A 25,006-nucleotide genomic window follows, 5' to 3' on the forward strand; every position below is an offset into this window, starting at 1 on the left:
CAAAATATAACACTATTAAACAATTACTTTTTTAAAAATTTTGGGTGCCTTTCACACCCGAAATTAGACGAATTTTGGCCATATATGAAGAGTCCTAGTGACCCAAAAGATTTCTTACAAAACCGTACTTGCTTTTCCCTTAACGACTTTGTCCTCTCCAAGTTCTGGATGTGCCTTTCTTACAACTGATGGTCTTGCAAGAATAAGTGTTACTCCTATGAACAGAGATGCCGATAAAAGAAGAATCCATTGAGCCGGAAAAATATCGTAAAGAAAGCCATATAGCACCATTCCTAATGGCATTAATGCCATTGACATTGTTTCAAGAATTGAAAAAACTCGACCTTTATAATCGTCATCAATTTGCTTTTGCAGCATCACCTGCATTGGTGTATTAACGATGATGACCAATGCACCAAGACAAAACATAATCAGCAGGTAAAATCCGAAAACAGTGTTATAGGATAACTTTATCAATAAAGGGACGGCAACAGCACCCATAATGATTCCCATCCCAATAATCGCTCTCTTGGATAATAAGAGCGGAAATTTCACTTCTTTTCTTACTGTAAAGAAAATCGATAGCAGGAGCATTCCGACGGCAAACGCCCCTTGTGTTAAGCCAAAATGCTGTGATGCCATTTTCATCTTTTCAATCAGGATGAATGAATAACCGACCTCGAATGCACCGAAAAGGAAATTGATTAAAAGCGAAACCCAAATGATTGTCACTAGGATTGGCTGCAATTTTAAATAGCTGACACCTGCCTTCATGCTCTCTAGCATTGATTCCTTTTGTTCTCCCTCCACCACTTCTTTCCGGTTAGCATACAGTTTGAAATTCATGGTCGATTCCAAAACAACGGCCAATATTGAAGCTGATATATACATGATTAGAAAAACCGGCATCGAAACAGCACCATATAAAAGACCACCCACAGCAGGGCTTGCAATCGCTGCAAAGGAAATCGACATTTGATTTAATGACATTGCTTTTTGAATTCTAGTTTCGTCGACAAGCCCTGTAATAGATGAAGTAAACGCCACGCCGGAAAACATCGAGGTAAGTGACAAAATACATGAGGTGATATAAATGGCGACTAAGGATAGGCCAGATGTGAAACTTACGATTAGTAATCCCGCAATTGCCAAGGTTGTGGCAATTTGTGAAGTAATGGCAATTATTTTCCGCGGATATTTATCCACAATGTATCCTGCAAATGGCGCTGCAATAGTGCGTGGTAAAATATTGCAGATTAGATTCGCCGCAAAGCTTGTTGCCGATCCTGTCGCTTGTAAAATATAAAAACTAATGGCAAAAGAATAAACCTGCGCACCAAAAGAAGAAATAAGTTTGCTGATGGTAAACGTCCAAAGATGATATGTTGCTTTTTTAAGCTTTAAACTATCCTCCATAAAAATCCCACCCTAGAAAGTTTAATTTAATTAAACAAATCATATCACGCGGCCTCTTCCACTACAAGTAAAAGTTTAATATAATTAAACTAAATAAAATTCTTAGGGAAGTGCATAGTCAAATGTTAGGCGAACGAATCCGGGAAATTAGAAAAAAGAAAAAGATGACGCTTGAAGTCCTGGCGGGGGAAGGTCTTACAAAAGGGATGCTCAGCCTAATCGAAAATAATAAAGCAAATCCATCAATGGAGAGCTTGGCATTTATAGCCAAGCGACTTGGAGTCGAGGTAACTGAACTATTAGAGGATATAAGTAAACAGGAATTGAGAGACGTTCTTGAAAAGGCGGAGAGGTTATTCAATAAGGAAACAGAAAAAGTGACCGATAAATATAGACAACTTATTCCTCTTATTGAACCCTATGTCACAAACTTTACGCAAGGTTACGAGTCGGCACGATTGTTAGATATTTATAGCCGTTGTCTTTATAATGAGAAAAAGGATGGCTGGCAGGATTATTCCGACCGGGCAGCGAAAATGTACGACGAGATGAATCTGACAGCTAAACGCGCTGGCATTGGTATCCTCCGGGCAATGGAGAAATTTATCGAGCATGACTATGTAAAGTCTTTAGAGATATTTTTAAAAGAACGTGCTGAAATCGAATCAAATCACGCCTACATCGACCCCATAACTCGTGTCGATCTTGATTATAATGAATCCATTTTATATTTTGCTGTTGGTGATTCTGATTCAGCAACGCGTGTGATGGAAAGTGCCATTAATTTTTCAAAGCAGCATCGAATCTTTTATCGTATCGACGATTTATACCGACTCGCCTTTGCACAAGCAATGATGACATATGAAGAAGAGAAGAAAGCTCATTATTCACTAAAGTTAAAGCAATATGGGGATTTTGCTGAAGATAAGCAGTCACTTCTCTTTCATGATCTCTTTAATGTCATGTCTCTTAATTCTGAGAAGCATTTTGTCAAGGCGTTAGAAATAATTGACCAGTATTTATCAGATCCGAAAATGTCAGACATTTATGGATTTTGGTATTTGCTCGAAAAAGGAAAAGCCCTATATGGTCTTGGTCAATTAAATGAAGCCATCCTTTGTTTGGACAAGGTAGAAATACCATCCTATGCCCATCATCCGTTTGATTTATCCATGTTTTATGTAATGGATTCGTATAAAGCACTTTGCCACCTGGAATTCGGAGCTAAGGATAAAGCTCTTCAATTGGCGAAAATAGCAGTAGAAAATTTCGAACGGCTTCCACATACACCTTTCAAAGATTTTGCCACTGACTCGTACAATAAAATTAAGTTAAAAATGGAAGAGCCCAATCCTTCTTAAAGGGAATTGGGCTCTTCACATAATTAAATGTCTTCTTAATCAACATCATTCTACTATTATTTAATCCAAATTATAAAAAATGAATAGATGCCTTAAGTTATCCTACCTATCTTTCGTAACCGACACCCACATGTTTTCAAGCCATTGATCAATGTCCGGACCCTTATCACCCTCATATGTATCATACACATCAAGTCTCATTTTTTTTAACTTCTCTTTGAATTCTTCATAGCTATGACCTTCAGGCAAACTCTTCTTAATTCTTACTAAGATTTTAGTAACATCTTTAATCAAGTCGCCTTTTTTCTTAGCTGGCATTTGAACATCTTCACCAAATTTTTTCAACTTACGGTATGCAGCTTCCCGAACTTTATACACATCATCATTATTCATAATTCGCAAAAGGACATCGATTACCTTTTTGTTATTCCACTGCCCTAGCTCTTCAACCGCATCTAAACGGTCTCGCCAGTTAGATGTTCTGCCGACTTGTTTCTTTAATGCCTCATAATTTTCTGGTAACTCACTTTTTTCTTCAATCTTTTTCAAACGATCCAATCTCCTTCTATAATATTATGGATGTTAGCTAGTTTACACTTAATTGGTTAGAAAAATCAAATGTCATTAGCCATCATCCATTATTTGTTGCAAATAATCTAGAGTTGATTCCAAAATTGGTTTATACTAATAGAGTTTTGAAATCTAGCATTTCTCTACATTTCATTATTACCACATAAACTATACAACAAGGAGAAATGAAGATGTGGTTTGTCTTTTCACTTTTAACAACCTTTGCCTGGGGCGGTGCCGACCTATTTTATAAAAAAGGCACAGATAGTAATGATAAGTTCAGCCACCTCAAAATTGTCATCATGGTGGGATTGGTTATGGGACTTCACGCAACAGCGTATATGTTCATTAAAGGGCTGGCATTTGATCCGATGGACCTAGTAAAATATTTGCCAGTGTCGGCATTTTACATTCTATCGATGACAGTCGGTTATATTGGCTTACGCTATATTGAGCTTTCCATTGCATCGCCTGTACAAAATTCTTCTGGAGCGATTACAGCAATTTTGTTATTTATCTTTTTTCCACATGAGTTGGGTATCATTCACATAGCTGCTGTGGCGATAATTACTATAGGTGTTCTTGGACTAGCCATATTAGAAAAGAAAGCAGAAACAGCAGCACTCAGAGCTAATCATGTACAAATTGATCAAAAGTACCAAATTGGCTTCCTAGCCATTGTCTTTCCGATTATTTATTGTATCCTCGATGGACTTGGAACCTTTGCCGATGGAATCTATCTCGACGAACTGAGTCTTATTAGTGAAGACGAGGCCTTACTTTCTTACGAATTTACTTTTTTCATCTGTGCCGTGCTATCCTTCCTGTTCCTTAAAGTGATAAAAAAGCAGAAATTCCATATTTTTAAGGAACGCGACAAAGGATATGCAGCCATTTTGGAAACTACAGGTCAGTTCTTTTATGTCTTTGCCATGGCCAAGAACGCCATCATCGCAGCACCGCTCATCGCGTCATATAGCATTATTTCAATCCTCCTTTCACGAATATTCCTTAAGGAGAAACTGAGCAAACAGCATTATGCCATTATCGTCATTGTAATGATTGGCATCGCCTTGCTTGGTATCGCAGATGAACTCTAGACAAAAGGGTCAGTCCTCGCATCGGTTTAATCGCGATGAAGGACTGACCCTTTTCTATGGAGCGCGGAGCAAAGAATAAGGCACGTCAATCGGCAAAAATAACAGTAGAAAATTTCAACCTGCTTCCGCAAACGCCTCTCAAAGATTTCGCCTTTGAAACTTTAAGCTCTACTCACCTCACTACTCCCATATATCTTCCATCAATTTATTGATTCGCTCTCTTCTCTCCTTTGTTCCTTGCTTATCAATAGAGAGATCATTTTCCTTTATCACGAGAACGTCTCCCGCTTTCGCCCCATTTGGCAGACTTTCTTTGCTGATATCCATAAATGAGCCATCTTCTTTTTCACAAACGGCCAGCTCTCCTTCAAATCTATCAATGATTACCTTCACTTAACTCACTCCTTATTTGGGAATAAACGATGTTTGGGTTTGATATTCTTTTCCATCTTTCTGAACAGTAATATCAATTAACACTTTAAAACCAGCTTTCGCCCTGCTTATTTTGACAGGTAAGGGTGTTCCAACTGTCCCTGTATAGGTTGTGTCTTTGCTCGTAAAGTGAAAAATGGCACTATACGTTGCGCCTTTCATTCCGGTTACATCTAAGTGGATGGTTTGATATTGGTCAGGATTTGGATTATCCACTTTTGCTTTAAGAGAAGTAGTGCTTGATTGATTTGTTTTTGGTGTTTCGGTTTTAACTGGCTTTTCAGGTGTCGCCGCTGCATTGTTTTTCACAGTATTTTGTTCAATTTTTGAAGGGTCAGTATTAAAGGTTATTGTTTTTCCATTACTTGTGGCGATAATCGTTCCTTGTTGAGCCGTCCTAAATACCTTAATGTTGTGTTCCTGCATTCTTTGGAGAATTTCAGCAGTTGGATGTCCATATTGATTATCTTTTCCAGCCGATACGATGGCAAATTTCGGCTTCACTTGAGACAAAAAGGCTTCACTTGTAGAAGTATTTGCCCCATGATGCCCTAATTTTAGCACATCAGCCTGGATATCCTGTCCCGAAGCAATCATGTCCTTTTCAGCTTCCATGGTTGCATCACCTGTAAAAAGAAAATTGTTTTCTCCATTTGTGATTCTTAATACAGCACTAGAAGAATTCAAGTCTTCACCGTAGGATGAAACCGGCGATACAAAATGAGCATCTACTCCTGGTAAACCTAAAGAAACGCCACCTTTAGCTTCTTTCAATTTTAACCCTTCATTTTTAACTGCCACGAGGAAGTCTTCAAATGTTTTGGTGGTATGAGTGACTTTTGGCATGTAGACTGATTTAACTGTCATATTTTCGAGAACAGTATCCAATCCCCCGATATGGTCTGCATCGGGGTGTGTTGCAATCATGACCTCAATATCGTCTACATGATATTTATGAAGAAAGGCAACCACGTCATCGCCTCGATCATTTTTTCCCCCATCAATTAAAATGTCATCACCATTTGGCGTCTTAATATAAATGCTATCCCCTTGTCCTACATCTAAATAATAAACTTGCATGATTCCTGAAGTTTCCGCTGGTTTTGAAACAGGTTTCGTTGGTTTGGCATCAGTAGTAGTTGGTTTGTTGACTTTAACCGAAGCTTGTTCCTTTTGAGCTGGAGCACTCTGACAGGCAACTAAAGAACTTGCAAGGAACAAACAAGTAAATACTTTTAATAACCTTTTCTTCATCTTATAAATCCCCACTTTTTTCTATGATATCTGTATTTTTTAAAAAAAATATCTACGGTTTTACGATGTCCTTTAGGCAGTGAAGCTGGCAATATTGATAGGGTATATTGGAGAATACTGCTTCAAATGCAAGTCGTATTGAATTTTACCATCACTAACAAAACCAAGAATTGGGAACCCATAATCTATAATCGGCTTGATGAATTCTAAAAGCTCTTCGGTCGAACTACTCACCACATTCTTAGCAGCTAAGATTGTCCCACTGAGAACCTCTCTAATGATATAAAGTGTTTCTTTACCTTTTTCCAGCTGCATACCATCCATGGAAAGAATAATTCCTTTGTGTGTATCAACCGTTTTTTTAAGAATTTCTTTAATGGTATCCTCAGCACTGGCACGAAGTAAAACAGCATATCTTTCATATAGCTTCTGAACATGGCGCTCTGAAACAACCACACCGCGTCTATTTAGGATATCCATGATTTCTTTACGAGTCTTGCGCTCTTTAAAACGGAGTTCACCAACTAAGGCCAGAACATCCATGCCGTAAGTAATATGTTTCACACTTAAGTGCTCAGCTTGTGCAGAGCGAAATACAGTAGAACCATTCTCACAGTTAGGGTTAGTACAGCGATAACCCATATTAATAATGGTTTTTACACCATTAAGAGTAGAAATTGTCTTTTTAGAAACTGTATGGCAATAGTCCAATTTAGATTGGCAAGTTGGACAGTTTGAAAATTCAGGTCGAAAATATTTTGTTTCGTCAGCAACTAAACGATTTTTTGTCCGCATCTTTTTCACCATCATTTATCTATTTATTACCTTGATTATAGCATAAACCAAGGTCGTTGTGCTACTTTAACCGTTTAAGGAGCGAAGATGATGCCGATTCTAAAAGTTGCTAAGGCCTCTTTTTTCAGAATCGGTATCCCCATTGCTGCCAAATACCCCTTATTTCGTCTGAAGGGTTTTTGCTGGAATCGATGAAAGTTTATTCGATAATGGAAAGGCTAGCAGCAGTAAACAAATAATAAAGCCAATGACTCCACTCCAGCCGAACGTTGACCAGAAAAAGCCGCCGCCGGTACCCGCAATACTCGAACCGGAGTAATAAAAAAACAAATAAAGCGACGAGGCTTGTGCTTTCGCAGTTTGCGCCCTTCTTCCCACCCAGCTTGAGGCAATCGAATGGGCGCCAAAAAAGCCGAATGTATAAATAGCAATGCCGAATATTTTCAACACTAACGGTTCTAAGAGTGTTAACGCCGCTCCTATAACCATAATAACAAGGCCAAGCCATAAGACCTTTCGACGTCCAAGCGTATCAGAAAGCCGGCCCATCCATGTTGAACTAAAGGTCCCTGTTAAATAAACAATGAAAATCCAGCCAACAATTGTCTGGCTCAACCGGTACGGAGGTGCTATCAATTCAAAGCCGATATAGTTATATAAGGTAACAAAGCTTCCCATTAAGATAAAAGCGATACAAAATAAACACAATAATGCCGGGTCTTTCAAATGTCCTACTAGAGACTTGGCTAACATATTTAGTTTCAATGGCTTTGGCGTAAAATATTTTGACTTCGGCAAATGGAACCAAAACCAGATACTAAGCAGTAGGCTAATGGCACCGATACTCCCCATTGCTATCCGCCAAGAAAACCAATCCGTAACAGTGCCGGTAATAATTCTTCCTGCCATGCCGCCAATGGAATTCCCGCTAATATAAATCCCCATGGCAACACCGAGACTTTTTGGATCGACTTCTTCCCCTAAATAGGCCATGGCGATGGCAGGCAGTCCTGCAAGAACGATGCCTTGCAGCACGCGAAAGCCGATTAACGACCCAAAGGTGGGACTGAAGGCGGTAAAGATAACAATAAGTGAGGAGAGGATTAAGGAAGCAGCCATGATTGGTTTACGTCCCCATGCTTCAGATAAGGAACTAGTTAAAAGCATGGCCACAGCAAGCGCGAACGTTGTCACCGACAATGTCAGACTCCCCGTTGCCGCTGTAACATGAAATTCCTTGGCAAAAATTGGCATTAATAGCTGTACATCATAAAGGATAGAAAATGTAATAAATCCCCCGGCAAAGAGGGCAAAATTGGCTTTACGAAAGGCTGTAGTCCCTTGTTGCAGCTTACTCAACGAAAAAACCCTCTCTCTACTTTTTCACACTTTTCCACTTTACTACTCTACTGCGCAAAGTTCAAATATTTTGAAAACGAACAATGGCATTAATACACTACTTTAATAATTCAGGAATGACAAAAAAGCGCAGGTAATACCCACGCTCAACCATAAAAAGTATATCAATATTCATCCTTTTATGCTTCTTCAGTCATACCTTTCACTATTGTTTCTAGCCCGCACTAATTTTTACAGAAAAATCTAGAGCAATTCCATTACCTTTGGTATTTAGATAACTTAGATGAAATACTTCCTGTCTTTCTTTCCTGCGGCCTGGCTTTTAGGTTGGAGGACCACGATATTCGGGATTCATAATTCTGGGTATGCTCCTTATTAACCAGACTTTGTAACCGATCCTTGTTTTTTTCGAGTGATTCCTCAAGTGCTAACAGTCGTCGGGTAGGAAATGGCAGTCCCGCCAGAATGGTGGTTATAGTCGGGTCGGATTCTGTAATGTAAGTTCCTTCGAATAATTCCAGAGGTTCCCCCACCCTTTCAAAAATCACCGGGGCATTAATGAGTTTTGCCATTTTCTCTGGTCCTTCATAGATTAACCCTGCACGAATGACACCCGTTGATTCGACCGGACAAAATATCGAATTTGCCCACGATTGCTGAATTTTACTAGAAACGTCAGTAGTCGTCTTTGCGTCTGTTATTGCGGCAGAGGATATAATCGTTACCCCTCTTGTACTGAGTATATTCATTAAATCAGTTTCATCAAAGTTCCCGTAAAAAGAACTCTTTTTCGTTACTTGCAGCACAGTATTAATGGCCTCCATGACTTGATGATTGGAAGATAGGTAAATTTGATGTTTACTGGATTGTGGGTTTAACTTCCGAATCTGATCATTGTCTACGAGGAACACAGACGCGAGCGAGTCTATTTTGGAAATTTCTTCGATGCACTCAGACGCATTGATTCGGTTACCCGCTAATACATTTCGATCAGGGACTATTGCAATCGCACCGATCTTGATGCCAGGCAGTTGATCTAGTAACAGGTCAATTAATAACGGGCTCATCCCTGAGCCAGTACCACCGTCAGTGGAGAAAGCCACTAATAAAAGCCTTATGTTTTTAAAGCTCCGCTGCACAAAGTCAATGACCTCACGATAGTTTTCATTAACAGCACTTAAGCCAATGGAGCGATTTTGCCCGGCACCATTAAACCCAGGAACAAAATACTTCCTTTCCACTTTGGTGTTAACTAAGCCATCCCGCTGATTCGTGTTAATAAGCGCAGTTTGAAATCCCATAGTTGCAGCTATCTCAGCTATATTCCCGCCTGCTTGACCGACGCCCAAAATTCCAATGGATTTCACCAAATCGCCTCCTTCTCTTTCTAAAATAATACTCATATTTTTTAAAATTAGACTTTACCATTATAAAATGCGGTAAAATAACATGTGAACAATACATAGTAGAGCACACTATATTTGTGCAGTCTTATCCCCTTAAGGAAGTGTGTGGAATGGCAATAGACTATAAACCAGCAGTGGATTTTAATCATGTAAATTATTCTGTTGAAGGTTTCGATATATTAAAAAATATTACAGATTCTTTTCTGGAGGGCAAAATCACCACTTTAGTCGGTCCCTCGGGAGCAGGAAAAACAACATTGCTTAAATTATGTAATGGACTGCTGTCGCCTAATTCTGGAGAAATTTTTATTAAAGGGAAAATCATCAGCAGCTATGAACCGGTGGAATTAAGGCGTCTAGTCGGGCTTGCGCTTCAAAGCGCGCCGATGATTAACGGCAGTGTGCTGAAAAATCTGGCATTGCCATTGGCGCTCCAAGGAAGGCAATTATCTGAAAAAGATGCTCAGAATTTATTATACGATGTCGGGCTGGAGGCAGAATTTTTGCATCGGCCAATTAAGGACTTGTCGGGTGGACAGCGCCAAAAGGTATCGATTGCCCGTACGCTTGTTAACCGTCCCCAGATCTTATTACTCGATGAAATTACCTCATCATTAGACCGAATATCACAGCAAGAAATCGAAGATCTTATTGTAAAAATCAACCGAAAGTACGAAACAACTATTATTTGGATTACACATAATTTACAACAGGCATTAACGATTGGAAACTATGCATGGGTCATGATGAATGGGGAAGTCATCGAATCCGGAACAAGCGACTTGCTCCATTCACCTGTTAATGAAAAAGTGAAACTTTTTCTAAAGGGGGAAGTGAAATGAGTTATCTCCATTTATCGATTGCCCTTATTTTCGTCATCATTCCGATCGTATTATCTAAGACGCTTAACTTAGGACTGGAAAGAGATACCATAATTGCAGTAGTCCGTTCAATCATTCAATTGCTAGCCGTCGGATACGTTCTTAAATTTGTGTTCGATTCCGAAAATATTATTTATATACTACTTATGATCACAATCATGATTATCGCCGCCACACAAAATGCCCGAAAAAAAGGGGTATCAATTACCGGCATCACCTGGAAAGTGGCGATCACTTTAGTAGTTATAGAAGCGCTGACGCAAAGTATTTTACTTGGATTCAGCATCACACCGCCGACGGCCCAATACATCATCCCGATTAGCGGCATGGTAATTGGAAACTCTATGGTACTTGCCATCCTGTTCCTCAACCGCTTTACAGCGGAAGTTGAAACGCATCAAGATGAGACCGAACTCATCCTCTCGCTCGGTGGTACACCTAAACAAGCCATTCGCACGCAGCTGCTCACTTCTATAAAATCGAGCATGATTCCGACCATTGAAAGCCAGAAAACAATCGGTCTCGTCCAGCTGCCGGGCATGATGAGCGGCCAAATCATCGCAGGAGCCAACCCGATTCAAGCAGTACAATTCCAATTGCTCATTCTTTTCCTGCTATTAACAACCGCGTCCATCACAAGCGCCATGCTAGGATACCTATCGTACCCAAGCCTCTTCAACAAACGCATGCAAATGTTAAAGCGGTGCCTGGCACCGCCCGAAGTTTGACAGATTTTGTCGATAGGGAATTTTCATTATGATTCATTTTTTTTAAACATACAGAAAGGCTCAGTCCTTATAAGACTGAGCCTAATCGGTTTACATCTATTTCTGGTTAACTAAATCTTTGGATTTGGCTATTCCCTATATTGTATAGCTAATCCTTTTAAGAAATTTCTGGCGTATCTGTCCCCGCACACTTTATAATTCTTATGTCCTTCTTTTCTTAATAATGCGCTCAATTCACCTTTTGTTATCGTGACCCCTGCTTCTTCTAATATTTCAAGCATGTCCTCACTAGTTAATGATAGGGCAATTTTCAATTTCTTTAGCAATACATTATTAACACTGCTATTATCCTTAATAGACATTGCTGGTCTTTCAGGCTGACCAGGTTTTGAATCTTGTCTTCCTCTTTTAAAGATAATTAGTCCATTTAAAAATGACTCGAACATGAAATTATCACATTTTATATTTTCTTCATCTATATCACCATCACTGCCTACTTCATTTTCTTCACTTTCCTTTGATTTTGTGAGTATCTTAAACAATTCTTCTTTTGTTACTTCAATACCACCAAGTTTAAATATCTCTACCATATCTGCATTTTTTATATCTAGCGCATATCTTAATCTAATTAAGATATCATTATTATTCATATTCATCTGTAATCCTCCAAAAAATATTGACTATTTGCACAGCAGTCAGGGTGTATTATCCAGAATAGTCCTTTAAACTAGATCTCCAACACCCGCGCCGGTACAAATCCTATCATGATACGCTAATGCCCATAAGTTAATAGTTTAACACTTCAAGGACTTGTTTTATAGTTATACCTGAATTACTATTTGTAAAATATATACCCAGTATCCCCCAATCCCTTCTTTTTAGGCCTGTAGAAAGCAAAGGCTGTCCGCCCCTAATGAAACTCCTAGACATTTCTCTGAAAATGAGTTCTTGATAATCTCTTCGATTGGATGAAGTTCTTGCTGAAGAATTTATATATTCTTTATAAATTCCGATGACTTCTTCTTTAAAATATCTCAAGTTCTTGTTGATTATCACTGTTTGAGTATTTAACCATAAGACTGTTTTCTAACGTCGGATCATTAAGCATGATATCTATGCATTTGACAGAATACTCATCGTCCATTTCTAGCCTCTTTTATAATTTGAATTACTTCTTCATCATTCTCAACATAATTATGTTCAGTTGAAGCTTTCCGAAGTTGTTCTAACACTTCCTATAACCCTTATTATAATTGAGTCAAATAGAATATCATACAAAACCATTGAATGTACTTTTAACTTCTAGTTTAAAGTTGTTTCACATAATTATTAACTAGTTGTTGAAAAAGGGGGCACCTTGATGAATAGTCGCTATAAAACATTTCGGCCCTATTTTAGTCATTTTGATCCTCGCTTTTCCATTAAGTCCAATCCTCCGAATTTATATATGGGGTACAGACCGCCAAACCTTACACATGTAACTCCCGGAGAGGGTCTAGGGACAGAAACCTTATGGAAACCAAATTCTTACTACAATCTCCATGAACCAAGAAGAAGAATCAATTCGAAATGGCGCCGTCGGCGGCACGTACAAATGATGTTTCCTTACAACTTTTATTTAAATCCTCTATTCCTTCGCAATAGGGTCGACTCTGTGTCCCATTTTCGGATTTCTGACCAAGGTATGTTACCAGAAACAGCATATCAATTTATCCACAATGAAATGACACTGGATGGCAAACCTAATCTCAATCTTGCATCATTCATTACCACTTGGATGGAACCTTCCGCGGACCGCCTATATGCCGAATTATACAACAAAAATTTGATTGATAAATGTGAATACCCTCAGACAACTGCTATAGAGGATCGGTGTGTTCGAATGCTAGCTGGGCTCTGGCATTCGCCTCATCCGCTTAAAACGATTGGTGTTTCAACAACAGGATCATCAGAAGCATGCATGCTTGGGGGACTTGCATTAAAGCGGCGCTGGCAAAAAACACGAAAGAAACAAGGAAAACCCATTGATCGGCCAAATATCGTATTTAGTTCTGCTGTTCAAATTGTTTGGAAAAAGTTTGCGAACTATTGGGAGGTTGAACCGCGTTACGTAAACATTTCCCCGGATCGTCCTTGTATGGATCCTGAAGGTGTTCTCGCTGCAGTAGATGAAAACACAATCGGTGTGGTTTCGACCTTTGGGGTAACTTATACAGGCCTTTATGAACCGGTTGAAAAGATCGCGAAAGCCTTAGACGAACTTCATTCCAGAACAGGCCTCGATATCCCTATACATGTAGACGCTGCTTCGGGAGGATTCATAGCACCCTTCCTCCAGCCAGACTTGGTCTGGGATTTTAGGTTACCCAGAGTGAAATCCATCAATGTTTCTGGACATAAATACGGATTAGTATACCCGGGTATTGGATGGATCATTTGGCGTAAGGCTGAAGATCTCCCCGAAGATCTTATCTTTCATGTGTCCTATTTAGGCGGGAACATTCCAACGTTTGCCCTGAGCTTCTCGCGTCCAAGCGCACAGGTACTCCTGCAATACTATAACTTTCTCCGTTTAGGCAAAGCAGGATACTATGGGGTACAAAAGACTTCTCAATCTGTGGCACGTTTTCTAAGCAGGATGATTCAAACAATAGGACCTTTTGAAGTATTGACAGACGGCTCCGATATTCCGGTATTAACGTGGAGGCTGAAAGAAGGATACACATCCAATTGGAATCTTTACAACTTGTCTCGTCAATTGCTTACTTTTGGCTGGCAAGTGCCGGCTTATCCATTACCTCCGAATATGGAAAGTGTAACGATAATGCGCGTTGTTGTTCGAAATGAATTTTCTATGAACATGGCTCAATTATTCTTAAATAATCTTAAACAGGCCTTCTTATTTCTAGATTCCTTGGATAGTCCAATACCACATGACACAAACTGCGACATCAGTTTTCACCATTGATCTCGAAAAATTCAAGAGAAGCTTAGACTGACTTTTTATAGTCAGTCCTTTTTTAACATGAAAAAAGGGCACCCATAGAAAAAGAGAATGGGACAGCCCTTCATTACTGTTTAAAGAAATGTATATCAACAACGCTGCTAAGGACCAAAGAAATTATTAAAACCAGATTTAACAAAGATCTTTTTCTTCAATATTAACCCTCCAAACTAAAATAAATAAATTTCTTAGTTTAATAGTTTTTTGGTGAAACGAGTACACTGGCTTTTACGTCTGCAACATTATTCGAAAAGTTACGCTCATCCCAAAAACCATTGTAATCACCTGTTACATAAAGTTCTTCAACAATGGCATCATCCTTGGAATAGATTGGTTGGGTCAAACCATTTTTGACTTCAATTTGTGAATTTAATGCGGTCTCTGGAATAAGGCCGTTTAGACTAATATTCTTATCATTTGAGTTTTCTGCCGCATAGGTTAGCGGGGCACTCATTCCCAGAAGTAGAGACATTGCCATAAAAACTGCGAAAAGGTTCGATAGAACAGGTGCTTTTCCCTTTATTAATTCGCCACCTTCACGTTTAAATAGTTTTTGAGTTTGTTACCCCCTATGCCGGGCGCCCCCGGCACAGAAGGGACATCCTAGAACAGTAAATCTAACCTATTTCCAGACATCAATCATTGCATTAACATTCGCTATCAAACTATTATACGCTTTCGTGGAGATCAAATTCGTATCTCTTTCATGATCCAACAGCACTTTAAAACTATTCATTTGTTTGACAACCTTATCCGCGGATCCTGTTTTTTCAAATAGGGCGACGCCCGCCAAATGGACTTTTAAGGCTTTTGCTGCTCCAGATTGGAAGTCCCCGGTGTTGTCATAGCCATCAATAACAGAACTAAGACTGGTTGCGCTAAGATTGCCTGGTAAAAGATTTGTATCAGTGATGCGTTTACTAGAGTCTGTCTCTGAAGTGGCCGTAAAGGTAAGGTTGGCCGGAGCTGTCTTGCCCTTCGGAATTTTCACGTATACTGGTACATCGACAGTTGCCCCCGGCTCCACAGCTATTAAGCTGTGCTGAAGTTGAACTGTCCAATCATCACCTGTAGAAGCGTTGACACGAATTAGATCCTTTGCTTCGCCGGTATTAGTGACATTAAAATGATAGGCTGCCACCTTGCCTGGTACGGCGGGTTGTACAGTGCCGGCGCTTACATTTACTCCTCGTTTATAGGCCCCTGCGCCATCCGTGTTACGGACAGCAACCTGGTAATGAAGTACGCCGCCAGCGTCTGTGTAATTCCCCAAAATGTAGAATTGAAGTTTATTGTATGGATCGATGTACTCACTGACGACAGTATCCTTTCCGATCGAACCCTTGAATTGTCCGCTGACCAAGCTTGCCCCATTCCCTGCATGGAATAAAGCATCAAGAGTTTGCCGTGGGTCACCTTTGGTAACCATCTTAGTTGTGCCATCAGGTCTTGTAAAGTCCTTCAGATTGATATCCTCGGGATGTGAATCAACTACCCAAACATTTGGAGCAGTCTCCACATTTTTCGTTTTGGAAATCAATACACCGGAATCGGCTGCGAAGGAATCCGCACCAACGCGGTCTACCACTTCAAGGGTGTAGTTATTGTACGTTCTGCCGCTTAGAATATCGTTTCGCCAGTCACCGGCAAGGTAATTGCCTGGTGTTAAATCGGTCATACTGATGTTAATACCATGGAGCCCGGTTCGGCCGAATTTACTGCCAATTGGCATTTCACGCGCAATAATATCAGCAAACACCGGCCCGGTATTCTTTAATTCATCACGGTTTAGCTGCAGGACTTCATCATCTGACAGGAATCCCTGTTTCATCTTATTTCGCAGCGTATGCGGTGCCGATAAGGCACCACCATGGGTGGCTGGAATCATCCATTGGGTATGTGTTCCACCCGGACCATTAAAGCACCCACGGCTCATCGTTTCCCAATAACCCGAATACGTCCTTGGGTCAAGTGCCGCATTATTGTAGTTATCGCCAAGCCCTTTAAGATGGCCAAATTCGTGGGCATATGTTGCCATGCCATCACTTTCGCCTTGAATAGAAACACGAATTGTTTTGCCGTTGATCTTTGCACTGGATGCTGCAGACCAAATAGTCTTGGCTGCATACCAAGAGGTCCATGGGACATAACGGGTCTTTGCCCAGTTTGGCATGGTTTCAAATCCGGGTAAATCCGGCGGCCCAAATTCATCAGGCACCGCATCTTGATTCATGAACATCATTTCGCCGAGCTCCTGCCATACGGTTGATTCATCATAGCCGGCATGGACGATGAATGCAAAGTCAAACTCCTTTCCAGATGCTGTTATGTCGGCTGTTGCCGCATTTATGCTATCCTGAAACAGGTTTCCGCTGGCATAATTCTTTGGCAGGTAGCCGGAATTCATACTGTCAAGCCCATACTGAAATTCATATTTATCCAAACGATAGGGACCAAAAGAATCAAGGCTTACCCCCCATTTTCCTTGGGAGTTCTCTTTCCAAAATCCATCAATTGTCTGATAATTATTCAGTTCGCTTGGAACATTTAAGAAGCTCCTCCAAAACTCCCCCAGTTCCTCGCGGGGAATGCTTCCTATTTGCGGGTTTCCAATGAGTTCCGAACCCTTAGGTTTGGTCACGATAAAATCTTGGCCCGGAAAGTCGACCAAAATCAAGGCCCCTTTAAGTTCTGTTTCCGGTTTAAAATCCGCTGTATTCCAGTTAATACCAGGTATCTGATTATAATCATTCCACGTCATGTCCTCCGGATTCACCCATGACTGGGGATCCACATGGTCGGGAAGTTTATCCAGCCCTGGATCCGCTGCAAAAGTGGTTGTTGATGACATCGCAAGCAATATCGTGGTCGATAATGCGGCAATCTTAATTCTTTTCTTCAAGATAATTTTCCTCCCACTTTAAAAATAACCTACTTTTTATGTAGGCTTTTGTTTTCGAATTCCCCCTGGGGATTACGTTATGTCGTCATTTCTATATCGTTATTAGCCCCTTTATCGCCTCCTTTCACAGCCTAATGCCATACCTAGGTCTACCACCCCCCTTCAAAGCCATAAACCATATAGTCATAAATCAGACAGACTCCTTCATGAAATCTACTATTTGGGTAAGCTTGGCAATTTGCAAATAAAAGAATCTTCTATTGGAATTTTGCCAGGCGCATAAATACGCTGATGTCTTTATGTAATATTTAATAGATTCTTTTAAACCTTAATGTTAATTCTAAGCAAAATTTACTGAAAATTCCGCTAATTATTGACGTTTTAGATATTTTTTAATTGACAAAACCCTTCATACAATTTGTTTAATGGTAAGGAATCGACATATTTAACGGGAGCCTTTCATAGTATTTGTCACTTCTTCATGTATTTCGACCTGTTTAACGGAGATTTTTTTAGTATAAAAAAACTTGCCGATGCCCTTAATGGTCAAACCTATGTATGGTCTGACATTTTATGTTCCAGAATATTGGCATGCTATGGAATAGTTAGAGCAGTCGATGGATACTGGATGTGAAATGGTCCTTAATTTGGTTCAAAGTTAATATTTCAGATATAAATGCTAGTCTAAGAATGTCCAAAAATGGTTGTCTAAAAATGTAGAGTTGGAGGATTAAAGACTTAATTTTACGCGTGTTGATTATCAATATTAGGCAGATTGATCCTTAATCAATTTTGAAAAATGCCTCCTTGGGTTTTTCCTTAAAAGGGAAAAAAGAATGGGTTACAGTTCGAAGCGATGCATCGCTTCGTAACTGAACCCACTCCCTGGTCCGGTTTTTACTCTTTTAGAAAATAAGTCATTGGATTTTTCTGTGAAAATACTGTAAAGGGTGAATAGTCTTACATTTTCACCTATATTCCTCTTAGGGTCTGCCAAATGGTATAACCTGCAAGTCCAGAAACAACACCCCAGGTGGTGGAATTAGTAGTAAAGCCTTCCCACACGTGAATTAGGCTTCACCGGATGTGAAACCCATTTTTCCCTCAAATATCGTGGGCAACTATACAGGGTTTACAATTCTCGTTTATTTCCAAAAGTGTCACGACTTGCAAGTATTGAACCCCCCCAAAAAGCCCTTCCTTTAATTAGGGAATTGAGTCTACAGGTCCTCACTATTGCCAAATTGGTGAGTACTTTTTTATTATTCTCAAATCCATAGGGGCTTTGTTTGGTAGGTAGGATTACGTTTTTTATTTATTTAGCAGTCCATGCCTGGCAATTGAAATCAAGTTATTAAAATATCAAACATTCCCATGGGGCTTCCCAAGGAAATGTTTGATATATTTGGTTGCTTATCTGGAGATTCCTTACGGGATCACGCTGTTCGCCAGGCATTCACTATGAATCTATGAAGCTTTCTTTAGTGGTGCATCTTCATTCTTACTACTATTTTTCTGGAAACCAATTAGATCAGAAATAGCTTTAAAAACTACATCCCCGGTAAGTTGTACTCTTTCAGGGCTTACATGCTCTATTTTATCCTCTAACGAGTGATAATAAGGCTCGATATTAGCTCCCCCAGGTGGTGTTCCAGGTTCCATCCAAATGAAAAGTGCTGAAGGTACCCCTTTCTCGTGGAATGGAACATGATCAGACCTACTCAACATATGAACAGGCAATAAATTTTTGTTAATATCTAGTTTTTCAGCGGCCTGATGTGTTGATTGCGAAACAAGATTCGTTTTCCCATCTACAGTATTAATAAAAAGTTGCGAGGCAGGTACCCAAGCCGTACCAGTCATATCCATCTGGAACTGAACTTTTGTTCTTTTAACTTCATCTTGTGACAAATTACCGATATGGTATTTCGAGCCGACAAATCCAAGTTCTTCGCCCCCAAATGCAGCGAATCGTAATTCTTTGTCGCCATCATAGTCCTTAAAGACCCTTGCCAATTCCATTAGTGTAGAAGTTCCAGAGGCATTATCATTGGCCCCTGGCGCGAATGGAACACTGTCCAAATGTGAACCAACGTAATATATTTCAGGATTTACAACGCCTTTTGGTTTCTTAACAGCGATTACATTAACTGTTTTTTGATTCGTAAGCGTTTTAATTGAAAGTTGGACTTGCACATTTCCCTTGGAAAGTTGAGAAACAAATGCTTCCCCATCCTTCTTGGTAATTGTTCCAACCGGAATGTTAGGGCGTACGGTGCCTAGGGAGACAGTTGGTAGGGTAAAACGATCCTGGTTGTCATATATAAGGACACCTATCGCACCTGCAGCCATTGCGTTTTTCGCTTTGTCACCGACAGTGATTCCCCCATTTTGTATTAAGGCGATTTTGCCACTCGCTGCCGCAGTGAAATCACCCGGTTGGCCTATACCCGCAGAGTATAGATTTCCTGTAATCCCATCCCCAGTCGTTTGAGGAGCATTGCTAACGGCCTTCAATGGAATGATCTTGTTATTATCGGATAGTACCTTAAGCAGCAATTCTGTCCGATTGCTTCTTGGTGCTTCCTCGATAGTAGTTTCATAGCCGTAACTTTTCAACACACTTTCAATGTATTCAGCACCCGCTCTCTCTGCGGCGCTGCCAGCCTCCCTTGGCCCAATATCAACACTTAGATTTTTGATATGTTTCATAACATTATCGGAGTTAAATGGACCATTAATTTTTCCAATCGTGTATTGCGTGTACGTATTCAGAACATCAAACGCTATTCCGGAAATGGCCCCGTTGCTTTTCTGATTATCAAGCAGGCGTTTAAAAGTCTGCATTTGCTTAAGGACCTTATCCGTCTGTCCTTGTTTTTGAAAAAGATTTACTCCGCTAAGGTGCATTTTTAAGGTACGGACCGTGATATCATCCCGAATATCACCATCTTCTCTAAAATAATCAATTTGCTTTTCAATGTCCGCGAAAACATCTCCTGTATGCGGCATATCATTGAAAATTCGGTTACTCGCAGCCGTAGCATCCCCCATTAGGTTCGTACCAAGTAGAAATGCTATTATTATCGCTATGGAAAAAACTTTTTTCAAACCAAACCTTTTCATCATAATCCTCCCTCTATAAATGTTGTAGTACCAACGGTTTTAACCATTGGTATAGTGTCAAAAAAATATTTTTTGATAAAGTCTCTTACATTTAGGCAGCAGTGTGACTACATTCCTTCGTTCGGTCCAGTCATAAGGCAGAGGCTGGTGAAGCTCTCTTAAGGACTCGAGGCGATGGAGGCGGGACAGTTCTCCAACTGTCCCAACCATTCTATTGTTTTTATTTCCTATGAATCACATAAATTCGCAAAAATCGAGGAAATAGATATGAACCAACACGACCATACCCTAGTTCAAGTTTGATAGGGAAGTGTCCAAATCGAAATAAGTAAGCTGCACTAACGCACCTTTTTTAAATCTTATAGGTCTCTGCCCGTGCCTTGTGTGGCATTAAAAGTCCATGTTAGATTGAGCTTATCCCCCTGGAATTGGTTTTGATTTTTCCCGTTATCAACGAAATTGAACTTCACTACCAAATCATGTTCATCGCCCGCCTTAAGAATGCCACCATCTAGTGCTTCGTTAAATATCTTTTCTGACACTGCTTTAGGGCTCATACCCTTTAGCTGATCCAATGTTGTTTTGTAAATGATTTCATTAAATTGGTCCATATTGTACAGAAATTCCACTTCAATATTCTTGGCGAAATCCTCCGTGTTATCCCCTTTAGCATCAACCACGGTATACGTGGTATCCAACGTCACGTCCTTGATGTCCAGTGTCCCTTTATTATGCAGTTCAAAGGTACGCGTCATCGTGTCTCCAGGCGCGATATTTTCGATATTAATGATTGTTGTCGGTTGAACTGACAGGTCGAGCGTACCCGCCGCAAACGTATTGTTCGTAACTTCACTGTCACTAAAGTATGCGTAAGTTCCCCCCCCAATTAAGGATACTCCCATTATTCCCGCCATAATGCCCATACCTAATTTCTTTTTCAATCCCATGTTTACTCCTCCTAAAGCTTTTTCCCCCTTTTCAGGGCTTTTATTTTTGAACGGCTATTAAGTTGTAGTTTTATAACCGATTCCAACTGGATAAATAGGCTAAAAAAATTTTGTTCCTTCGTTTTCTTCTTTTCTACTAATTCCCCTTAAGGTCTGCCAAAAACCTGCAAGTCTAGTAACAACACCCCGGGTAGTGGAATTAGTAGTAAAGCCTTCCCACACGTGAATTGGCAATATAAAAAGTTTTTGAGTTTGTTACCCCCTATGCCGGGCGCCCCCGGCACAGAAGGTATATCCAAAACAGTGAATCTAATCTATTGCCAGACCACAATCATTGCATCGACATACGCTTTCAAACTGTTATAGGCTTTCTCAGAGATCACATTCGTATCTTTATCATGATCCAATAGCACTTTAAGACCATTCAGATGTTTGACAACCTTATCCGCAGATTTAGTCTTCTCAAATTGGGCAACGCCCGCCAATTGAAGTTTCAAAGCTTGTGCTGCTCCGGCTTTAAAGGCTCCCGATTTGTCAAAGCTATCAATAACAGAACTTAGACCGGTTGCGCTTAAGCTGCTCGGCAAAACATTGGTATCAGTTGCGCTTTGCTTGGAGTCAGTCTCTGAAGTAGCCGTGAAAGTAAGGTTAGCCGGAGCTGTCTTGCCCTTCGGAATATTCACGTATACCGGTACATCGACAGTTGCCCCCGGCTCCACGGCCAATACGTTGTGATCTAGTTGAACTGTCCAATCAGCACCAGCGGAAGCGTTGATACGAATAAGATCCTTTGCTGCGCCGGTATTAGTGACATTAAAATGATAGACTGCCACTTTGCCCTCAACAGCAGGTTGTACATTGGCAGCGCTTACATTTACCCCACGCTTGTAGGCACCTGCGCCATCCGTGTTACGGACGGCAACCTGATAACGAAGAACGCCGTCAGCGTCTTTGTAATTCCCTAAAATGTAGAATTGAAGTTTATTGTATGGATCGATGTACTCACTGACAACAGTCTCTTTTCCAATCGAACCCTTGAATTGTCCGCTGACCAAGCTTGCCCCATTCCCTGCATGGAATAAAGCATCGAGAGTTTGCCGTGGGTCACCTTTGGAAACCATAGCAGTTGTGCCATCAGGTCTTGTAAAATCTTTCAGACTAATATCTTCTGGATGTGAATCAACTACCCAAATGAATGGAGCACTCTCCGCATTTTTCGTTTTGGCAATCAATACACCGGAATCGGCTGCGAAGGAGTCCGCACCAACGCGGTCTACCACTTCAATGGTGTAGTTATTGTACTTAGCACCACTTGGCATATCGTTACGCCAATCACCGGTAAGGTAATTGGTTGGTGTTAAATCGGTCATGCTGATATTGATGCCGTGGAGCCCTGTTCGGCCAAATTTACTGCCAATTGGTACTTCGCGCGCGATAATATCCGCAAACGCTGGTCCAGAATTTTTTAATGCATCACGGTCTAGCTGCAGGACTTCATCATTGGATAGAAATCCTTGTTTCATCTTATTTCGAAGTGTATGTGGTGCCGGTAAGGAAGAACCAAGAGTGGCCGGAATCATCCAGCGGGTGTGCGTTCCACCTGGGCCATTGAATGACCCACGGCTCATCGTTTCCCAATAACCCGCATAGGTTCGTGGGTCTAGTGCCGCATTATTGTAATTATCGCCAAGTCCTTTGAGATGGCCAAATTCGTGGGCAAATGTGGACATGCCATCACTTTCGCCTTGAATAGATACACGAATCGATTTGCCATTTATCTTTGCACTAGATGCTGCAGACCAAATAGTTTTGGCTGCATACCAGGAAGTCCATGGTACATAACGGGTTTTTGCCCAGTTTGGCATGGTTTCAAATCCAGGTAAATCCGGCGGCCCAAATTCCTTAGGCACCGCGTCTTGATTCAGGAACTTCATTTCGCCGAGTTCTTGCCATACGGTTGATTCATCATAGCCCGCATGAACGATGAAAGCAAAGTCATAGTCTTTTCCAGATGCGGTTATGTCGGCAGTTGCCGCATTTACACCATCCTGAAAAAGGTTCCCGTTTTGATAATTCTTTGGCAGGTAGCCAGCATTCATACTGTCCAGCCCATACTGAAATTCGTTTTTATCCATGCGGTAGGGACCAAAAGAATCAAGGCTTACTCCCCATTTTCCTTGAGAATTCTCCTTCCAAAATCCATCAATTGACTGATAATTATTCATTGCACTTGGAACGTTCAAGAAATTTTTCCAAAATTCCCCAAGTTTCTCGCGGGGAATTGCGTCAATTTGCGGGTTACCGATGAGCTCTGAACCCTTAGGTTTGGTCAGGATAAAATCCTGATCCGGAAAGTCGACCAAAATCAAGGCTCCTCTAAGTTCTGTTTCCGGTTTAATATCCGTGGTATTCCAGTTAATACCCTGAACCTCTTTATAATCATTCCACGTCATATTATCTGGATTCACCCACGACTGGGGATCCACTGGGCCGGGAATTTTATCCAGCCCTGGATCTGCTGCAAAAGCGGATGTTGAAGTCATCGCAAGCAATATCGTGGTTGATAATGCGGCAATCTTAATTCTTAGTTTCAAAGTATTTCTCCTCCCCCTTGGAAAATAACCTACTTCCTATGTAGGCTTTTGTTTTCGAATTCCCCCTGATGATTACGTTATGTCGTCATTTCTATATCGTTATTAGCCCCTTTATCGCCTCCTTTCACAGCCTAATGTCATACCTAGGTCTACCACCCCCCTTCAAAGCCATAAACCATATAGTCATAAATCAGACAGCACCGTCATGAAATCTACTATTTGGGTAAGCTTGGAAATTTTCAAAAAAAAGAATCTTCTATTGGAATTTTCCTATGCGCAAAAATATGATGATGTCTTTATAAAATATTTAATAGATTCTTTTATACCTTATTGTTAATTCTAAGCATTACTTACTGAAAATTTCGTCAATAATTGACGTTTTAAAAATTTTTTCATTGACAAAACCCTTCATGCAATTTGTTTAATGATCAGGAATCGACATAATTAACGGGTACCTTTCAAAGTATTTGTCACTAGTTCATGGATTTCAACCTGTTCTACGTGGATATTTTTGGTATAGAAAAAACTTGCCGTTGCCCTTAATGATTAAACCAATGTAGGGTCTGACATTTTATGCCCTGGAATATTGGCATGCTATGGAATTGTTAGAGCAGTCGATGGATACTGGTTGTGAAATGGTCCATAATTTTGGATCAAAGTTAATACTTCAGATATAAATGCTAGTCTAAGAATGTCCAAAAATGGTTATCTAAAAATGCAGAGTTGGAGAATTAAAGACATAATTTTACGTGTTGATTATCAAAATTGGCAGATTGATCCTTAATCATTTTTAAAAATGCCTCCTTGGATCTTTCCTTAAAAGGGAAAAAAGAGAATGGGTTACAGTTCGAAGCGATGCTCGCTTCGTAACGAACCCACTCCCTTGTCCGGTTGAAAGTGGAATTAAGACACCACACAGCTTGGCCAATTTTCATCAAATCGTGATTAACATCATTAACTATGTAATTGGTGTAAAGTTCGGTGATAATCATACCAACTACTAATAGCTAGAATTAGCACAATAATCCTCACTCCGTCAACAACTGAAACCCCCAAATTATTAGCATAAATTCCATCATATGACTATTTTGTCATACTAACCAGTCAGTAATGACCGGACATTTTAGGGGT

18 protein-coding genes are annotated in these 25,006 nt (G+C 40.3%); 5 read left to right on the plus strand and 13 right to left on the minus strand.

The genetic code is table 11. The features are described from left to right. Positions 1 to 114: 114 nt before the first annotated feature. On the minus strand, positions 115 to 1,416 hold the full coding sequence (locus BSO02S_RS17345) for an MFS transporter (protein WP_066070153.1): 1,302 nt from the start codon (positions 1,414 to 1,416) through the stop codon (positions 115 to 117). A 122-nt stretch (positions 1,417 to 1,538) separates the two neighbouring features. On the opposite strand from BSO02S_RS17345, the gene BSO02S_RS17350 reads away from it, so the two are divergent. Next, positions 1,539 to 2,777: a helix-turn-helix domain-containing protein gene (locus BSO02S_RS17350; RefSeq protein ID WP_066070155.1), complete on the plus strand. Its 1,239-nt coding sequence runs from the start codon at positions 1,539 to 1,541 to the stop codon at positions 2,775 to 2,777. A gap of 102 nt (positions 2,778 to 2,879) precedes the next feature. Here the strand turns inward: BSO02S_RS17350 and BSO02S_RS17355 are convergent, their stop codons facing one another. Next, positions 2,880 to 3,326 (minus strand): HEAT repeat domain-containing protein, encoded by a 447-nt coding sequence (locus BSO02S_RS17355; RefSeq protein ID WP_066070156.1) that lies wholly within the window; start codon positions 3,324 to 3,326, stop codon positions 2,880 to 2,882. A 212-nt stretch (positions 3,327 to 3,538) separates the two neighbouring features. Here BSO02S_RS17355 and BSO02S_RS17360 point away from each other — a divergent pair, with 212 nt between their 5' ends. Further along, entirely contained in the window at positions 3,539 to 4,447 is a 909-nt protein-coding gene (locus tag BSO02S_RS17360; protein WP_066070159.1) for an EamA family transporter, read from the plus strand. A gap of 180 nt (positions 4,448 to 4,627) precedes the next feature. On the opposite strand, the gene BSO02S_RS17365 is transcribed toward BSO02S_RS17360, so the two are convergent. The 5 genes from BSO02S_RS17365 to BSO02S_RS17385 all read right to left on the minus strand — a co-directional run bounded on the left by BSO02S_RS17365 (position 4,628) and on the right by BSO02S_RS17385 (position 9,654). Further along, a complete protein-coding gene (locus BSO02S_RS17365) occupies positions 4,628 to 4,840 on the minus strand; it encodes a DUF3006 domain-containing protein (RefSeq protein ID WP_066070162.1) in 213 nt (70 codons plus the stop codon). A gap of 12 nt (positions 4,841 to 4,852) precedes the next feature. Next, positions 4,853 to 6,133: a ComEC/Rec2 family competence protein gene (locus tag BSO02S_RS17370; RefSeq protein WP_066070165.1), complete on the minus strand. Its 1,281-nt coding sequence runs from the start codon at positions 6,131 to 6,133 to the stop codon at positions 4,853 to 4,855. Between the two features lie 72 nt (positions 6,134 to 6,205). Then, positions 6,206 to 6,937: a transposase gene (locus tag BSO02S_RS17375; RefSeq protein ID WP_142303744.1), complete on the minus strand. Its 732-nt coding sequence runs from the start codon at positions 6,935 to 6,937 to the stop codon at positions 6,206 to 6,208. 150 nt (positions 6,938 to 7,087) lie between these two features. Next, on the minus strand, positions 7,088 to 8,287 hold the full coding sequence (locus BSO02S_RS17380) for an MFS transporter (RefSeq protein WP_066070171.1): 1,200 nt from the start codon (positions 8,285 to 8,287) through the stop codon (positions 7,088 to 7,090). 257 nt (positions 8,288 to 8,544) lie between these two features. Continuing rightward, positions 8,545 to 9,654: an FtsZ/tubulin family protein gene (locus BSO02S_RS17385; protein ID WP_066070174.1), complete on the minus strand. Its 1,110-nt coding sequence runs from the start codon at positions 9,652 to 9,654 to the stop codon at positions 8,545 to 8,547. Between the two features lie 149 nt (positions 9,655 to 9,803). Between BSO02S_RS17385 and BSO02S_RS17390 the strand changes: the two genes are divergently transcribed. Both BSO02S_RS17390 and BSO02S_RS17395 read left to right on the plus strand, forming a co-directional pair. Continuing rightward, entirely contained in the window at positions 9,804 to 10,535 is a 732-nt protein-coding gene (locus tag BSO02S_RS17390) for an ABC transporter ATP-binding protein (RefSeq protein ID WP_066070177.1), read from the plus strand. Beyond that, positions 10,532 to 11,302: an ABC transporter permease gene (locus BSO02S_RS17395; protein ID WP_066070180.1), complete on the plus strand. Its 771-nt coding sequence runs from the start codon at positions 10,532 to 10,534 to the stop codon at positions 11,300 to 11,302. The genes BSO02S_RS17390 and BSO02S_RS17395 overlap by 4 nt, the downstream gene beginning before the upstream one ends. A 128-nt stretch (positions 11,303 to 11,430) precedes the next feature. Here the strand turns inward: BSO02S_RS17395 and BSO02S_RS17400 are convergent, their stop codons facing one another. Then, entirely contained in the window at positions 11,431 to 11,958 is a 528-nt protein-coding gene (locus BSO02S_RS17400) for a YehS family protein (RefSeq protein ID WP_066070184.1), read from the minus strand. A gap of 938 nt (positions 11,959 to 12,896) precedes the next feature. Here BSO02S_RS17400 and gad point away from each other — a divergent pair. After that, a complete protein-coding gene (gene gad / locus BSO02S_RS17405; protein ID WP_066070205.1) occupies positions 12,897 to 14,270 on the plus strand; it encodes a glutamate decarboxylase in 1,374 nt (457 codons plus the stop codon). 229 nt (positions 14,271 to 14,499) lie between these two features. Here gad and BSO02S_RS17410 read toward each other — a convergent pair whose 3' ends face one another. The 5 genes from BSO02S_RS17410 to BSO02S_RS17430 form a co-directional block, all read right to left on the minus strand. Further along, positions 14,500 to 14,778 carry a hypothetical protein gene (locus tag BSO02S_RS17410; RefSeq protein ID WP_169802765.1) on the minus strand — a complete coding sequence of 93 codons (279 nt, stop codon included), beginning with the start codon at positions 14,776 to 14,778 and terminating at the stop codon, positions 14,500 to 14,502. 150 nt (positions 14,779 to 14,928) lie between these two features. Next, the gene (locus tag BSO02S_RS17415) at positions 14,929 to 17,208 is read right to left on the minus strand and encodes an FIMAH domain-containing protein (RefSeq protein WP_066070190.1); all 2,280 of its coding nucleotides are present in this window, start codon (positions 17,206 to 17,208) and stop codon (positions 14,929 to 14,931) included. A gap of 1,467 nt (positions 17,209 to 18,675) precedes the next feature. Beyond that, complete coding sequence (locus BSO02S_RS17420; protein ID WP_066070193.1) at positions 18,676 to 20,334, minus strand: M28 family peptidase; 1,659 nt, start codon at positions 20,332 to 20,334, stop codon at positions 18,676 to 18,678. Positions 20,335 to 20,693: 359 nt separating this feature from the next. After that, entirely contained in the window at positions 20,694 to 21,281 is a 588-nt protein-coding gene (locus tag BSO02S_RS17425) for a CalY family protein (protein WP_066070198.1), read from the minus strand. Positions 21,282 to 21,595: 314 nt separating this feature from the next. Beyond that, on the minus strand, positions 21,596 to 23,875 hold the full coding sequence (locus BSO02S_RS17430) for a M6 family metalloprotease domain-containing protein (RefSeq protein ID WP_235846952.1): 2,280 nt from the start codon (positions 23,873 to 23,875) through the stop codon (positions 21,596 to 21,598). Positions 23,876 to 25,006 lie beyond the last annotated feature (1,131 nt).

The organism is Neobacillus soli NBRC 102451 (assembly GCF_001591665.1).
GTDB lineage: Bacteria > Bacillota > Bacilli > Bacillales > Cytobacillaceae > Neobacillus > Neobacillus soli.

Coding starts and splice junctions, on each gene's coding strand:
- BSO02S_RS17360 (WP_066070159.1), top strand. CDS start 3,539: ATGTGGTTTGTCTTTTCACTTTTAACAACCTTTGCCTGGGGCGGTGCC.
- BSO02S_RS17410 (WP_169802765.1), bottom strand. CDS start 14,778: ATGTCTCTACTTCTGGGAATGAGTGCCCCGCTAACCTATGCGGCAGAA.
- BSO02S_RS17395 (WP_066070180.1), top strand. CDS start 10,532: ATGAGTTATCTCCATTTATCGATTGCCCTTATTTTCGTCATCATTCCG.
- BSO02S_RS17350 (WP_066070155.1), top strand. CDS start 1,539: ATGTTAGGCGAACGAATCCGGGAAATTAGAAAAAAGAAAAAGATGACG.
- BSO02S_RS17345 (WP_066070153.1), bottom strand. CDS start 1,416: ATGGAGGATAGTTTAAAGCTTAAAAAAGCAACATATCATCTTTGGACG.
- BSO02S_RS17390 (WP_066070177.1), top strand. CDS start 9,804: ATGGCAATAGACTATAAACCAGCAGTGGATTTTAATCATGTAAATTAT.
- BSO02S_RS17400 (WP_066070184.1), bottom strand. CDS start 11,958: ATGAATATGAATAATAATGATATCTTAATTAGATTAAGATATGCGCTA.
- BSO02S_RS17370 (WP_066070165.1), bottom strand. CDS start 6,133: ATGAAGAAAAGGTTATTAAAAGTATTTACTTGTTTGTTCCTTGCAAGT.
- BSO02S_RS17425 (WP_066070198.1), bottom strand. CDS start 21,281: ATGGGATTGAAAAAGAAATTAGGTATGGGCATTATGGCGGGAATAATG.
- gad (WP_066070205.1), top strand. CDS start 12,897: ATGATGTTTCCTTACAACTTTTATTTAAATCCTCTATTCCTTCGCAAT.
- BSO02S_RS17420 (WP_066070193.1), bottom strand. CDS start 20,334: ATGAAAAGGTTTGGTTTGAAAAAAGTTTTTTCCATAGCGATAATAATA.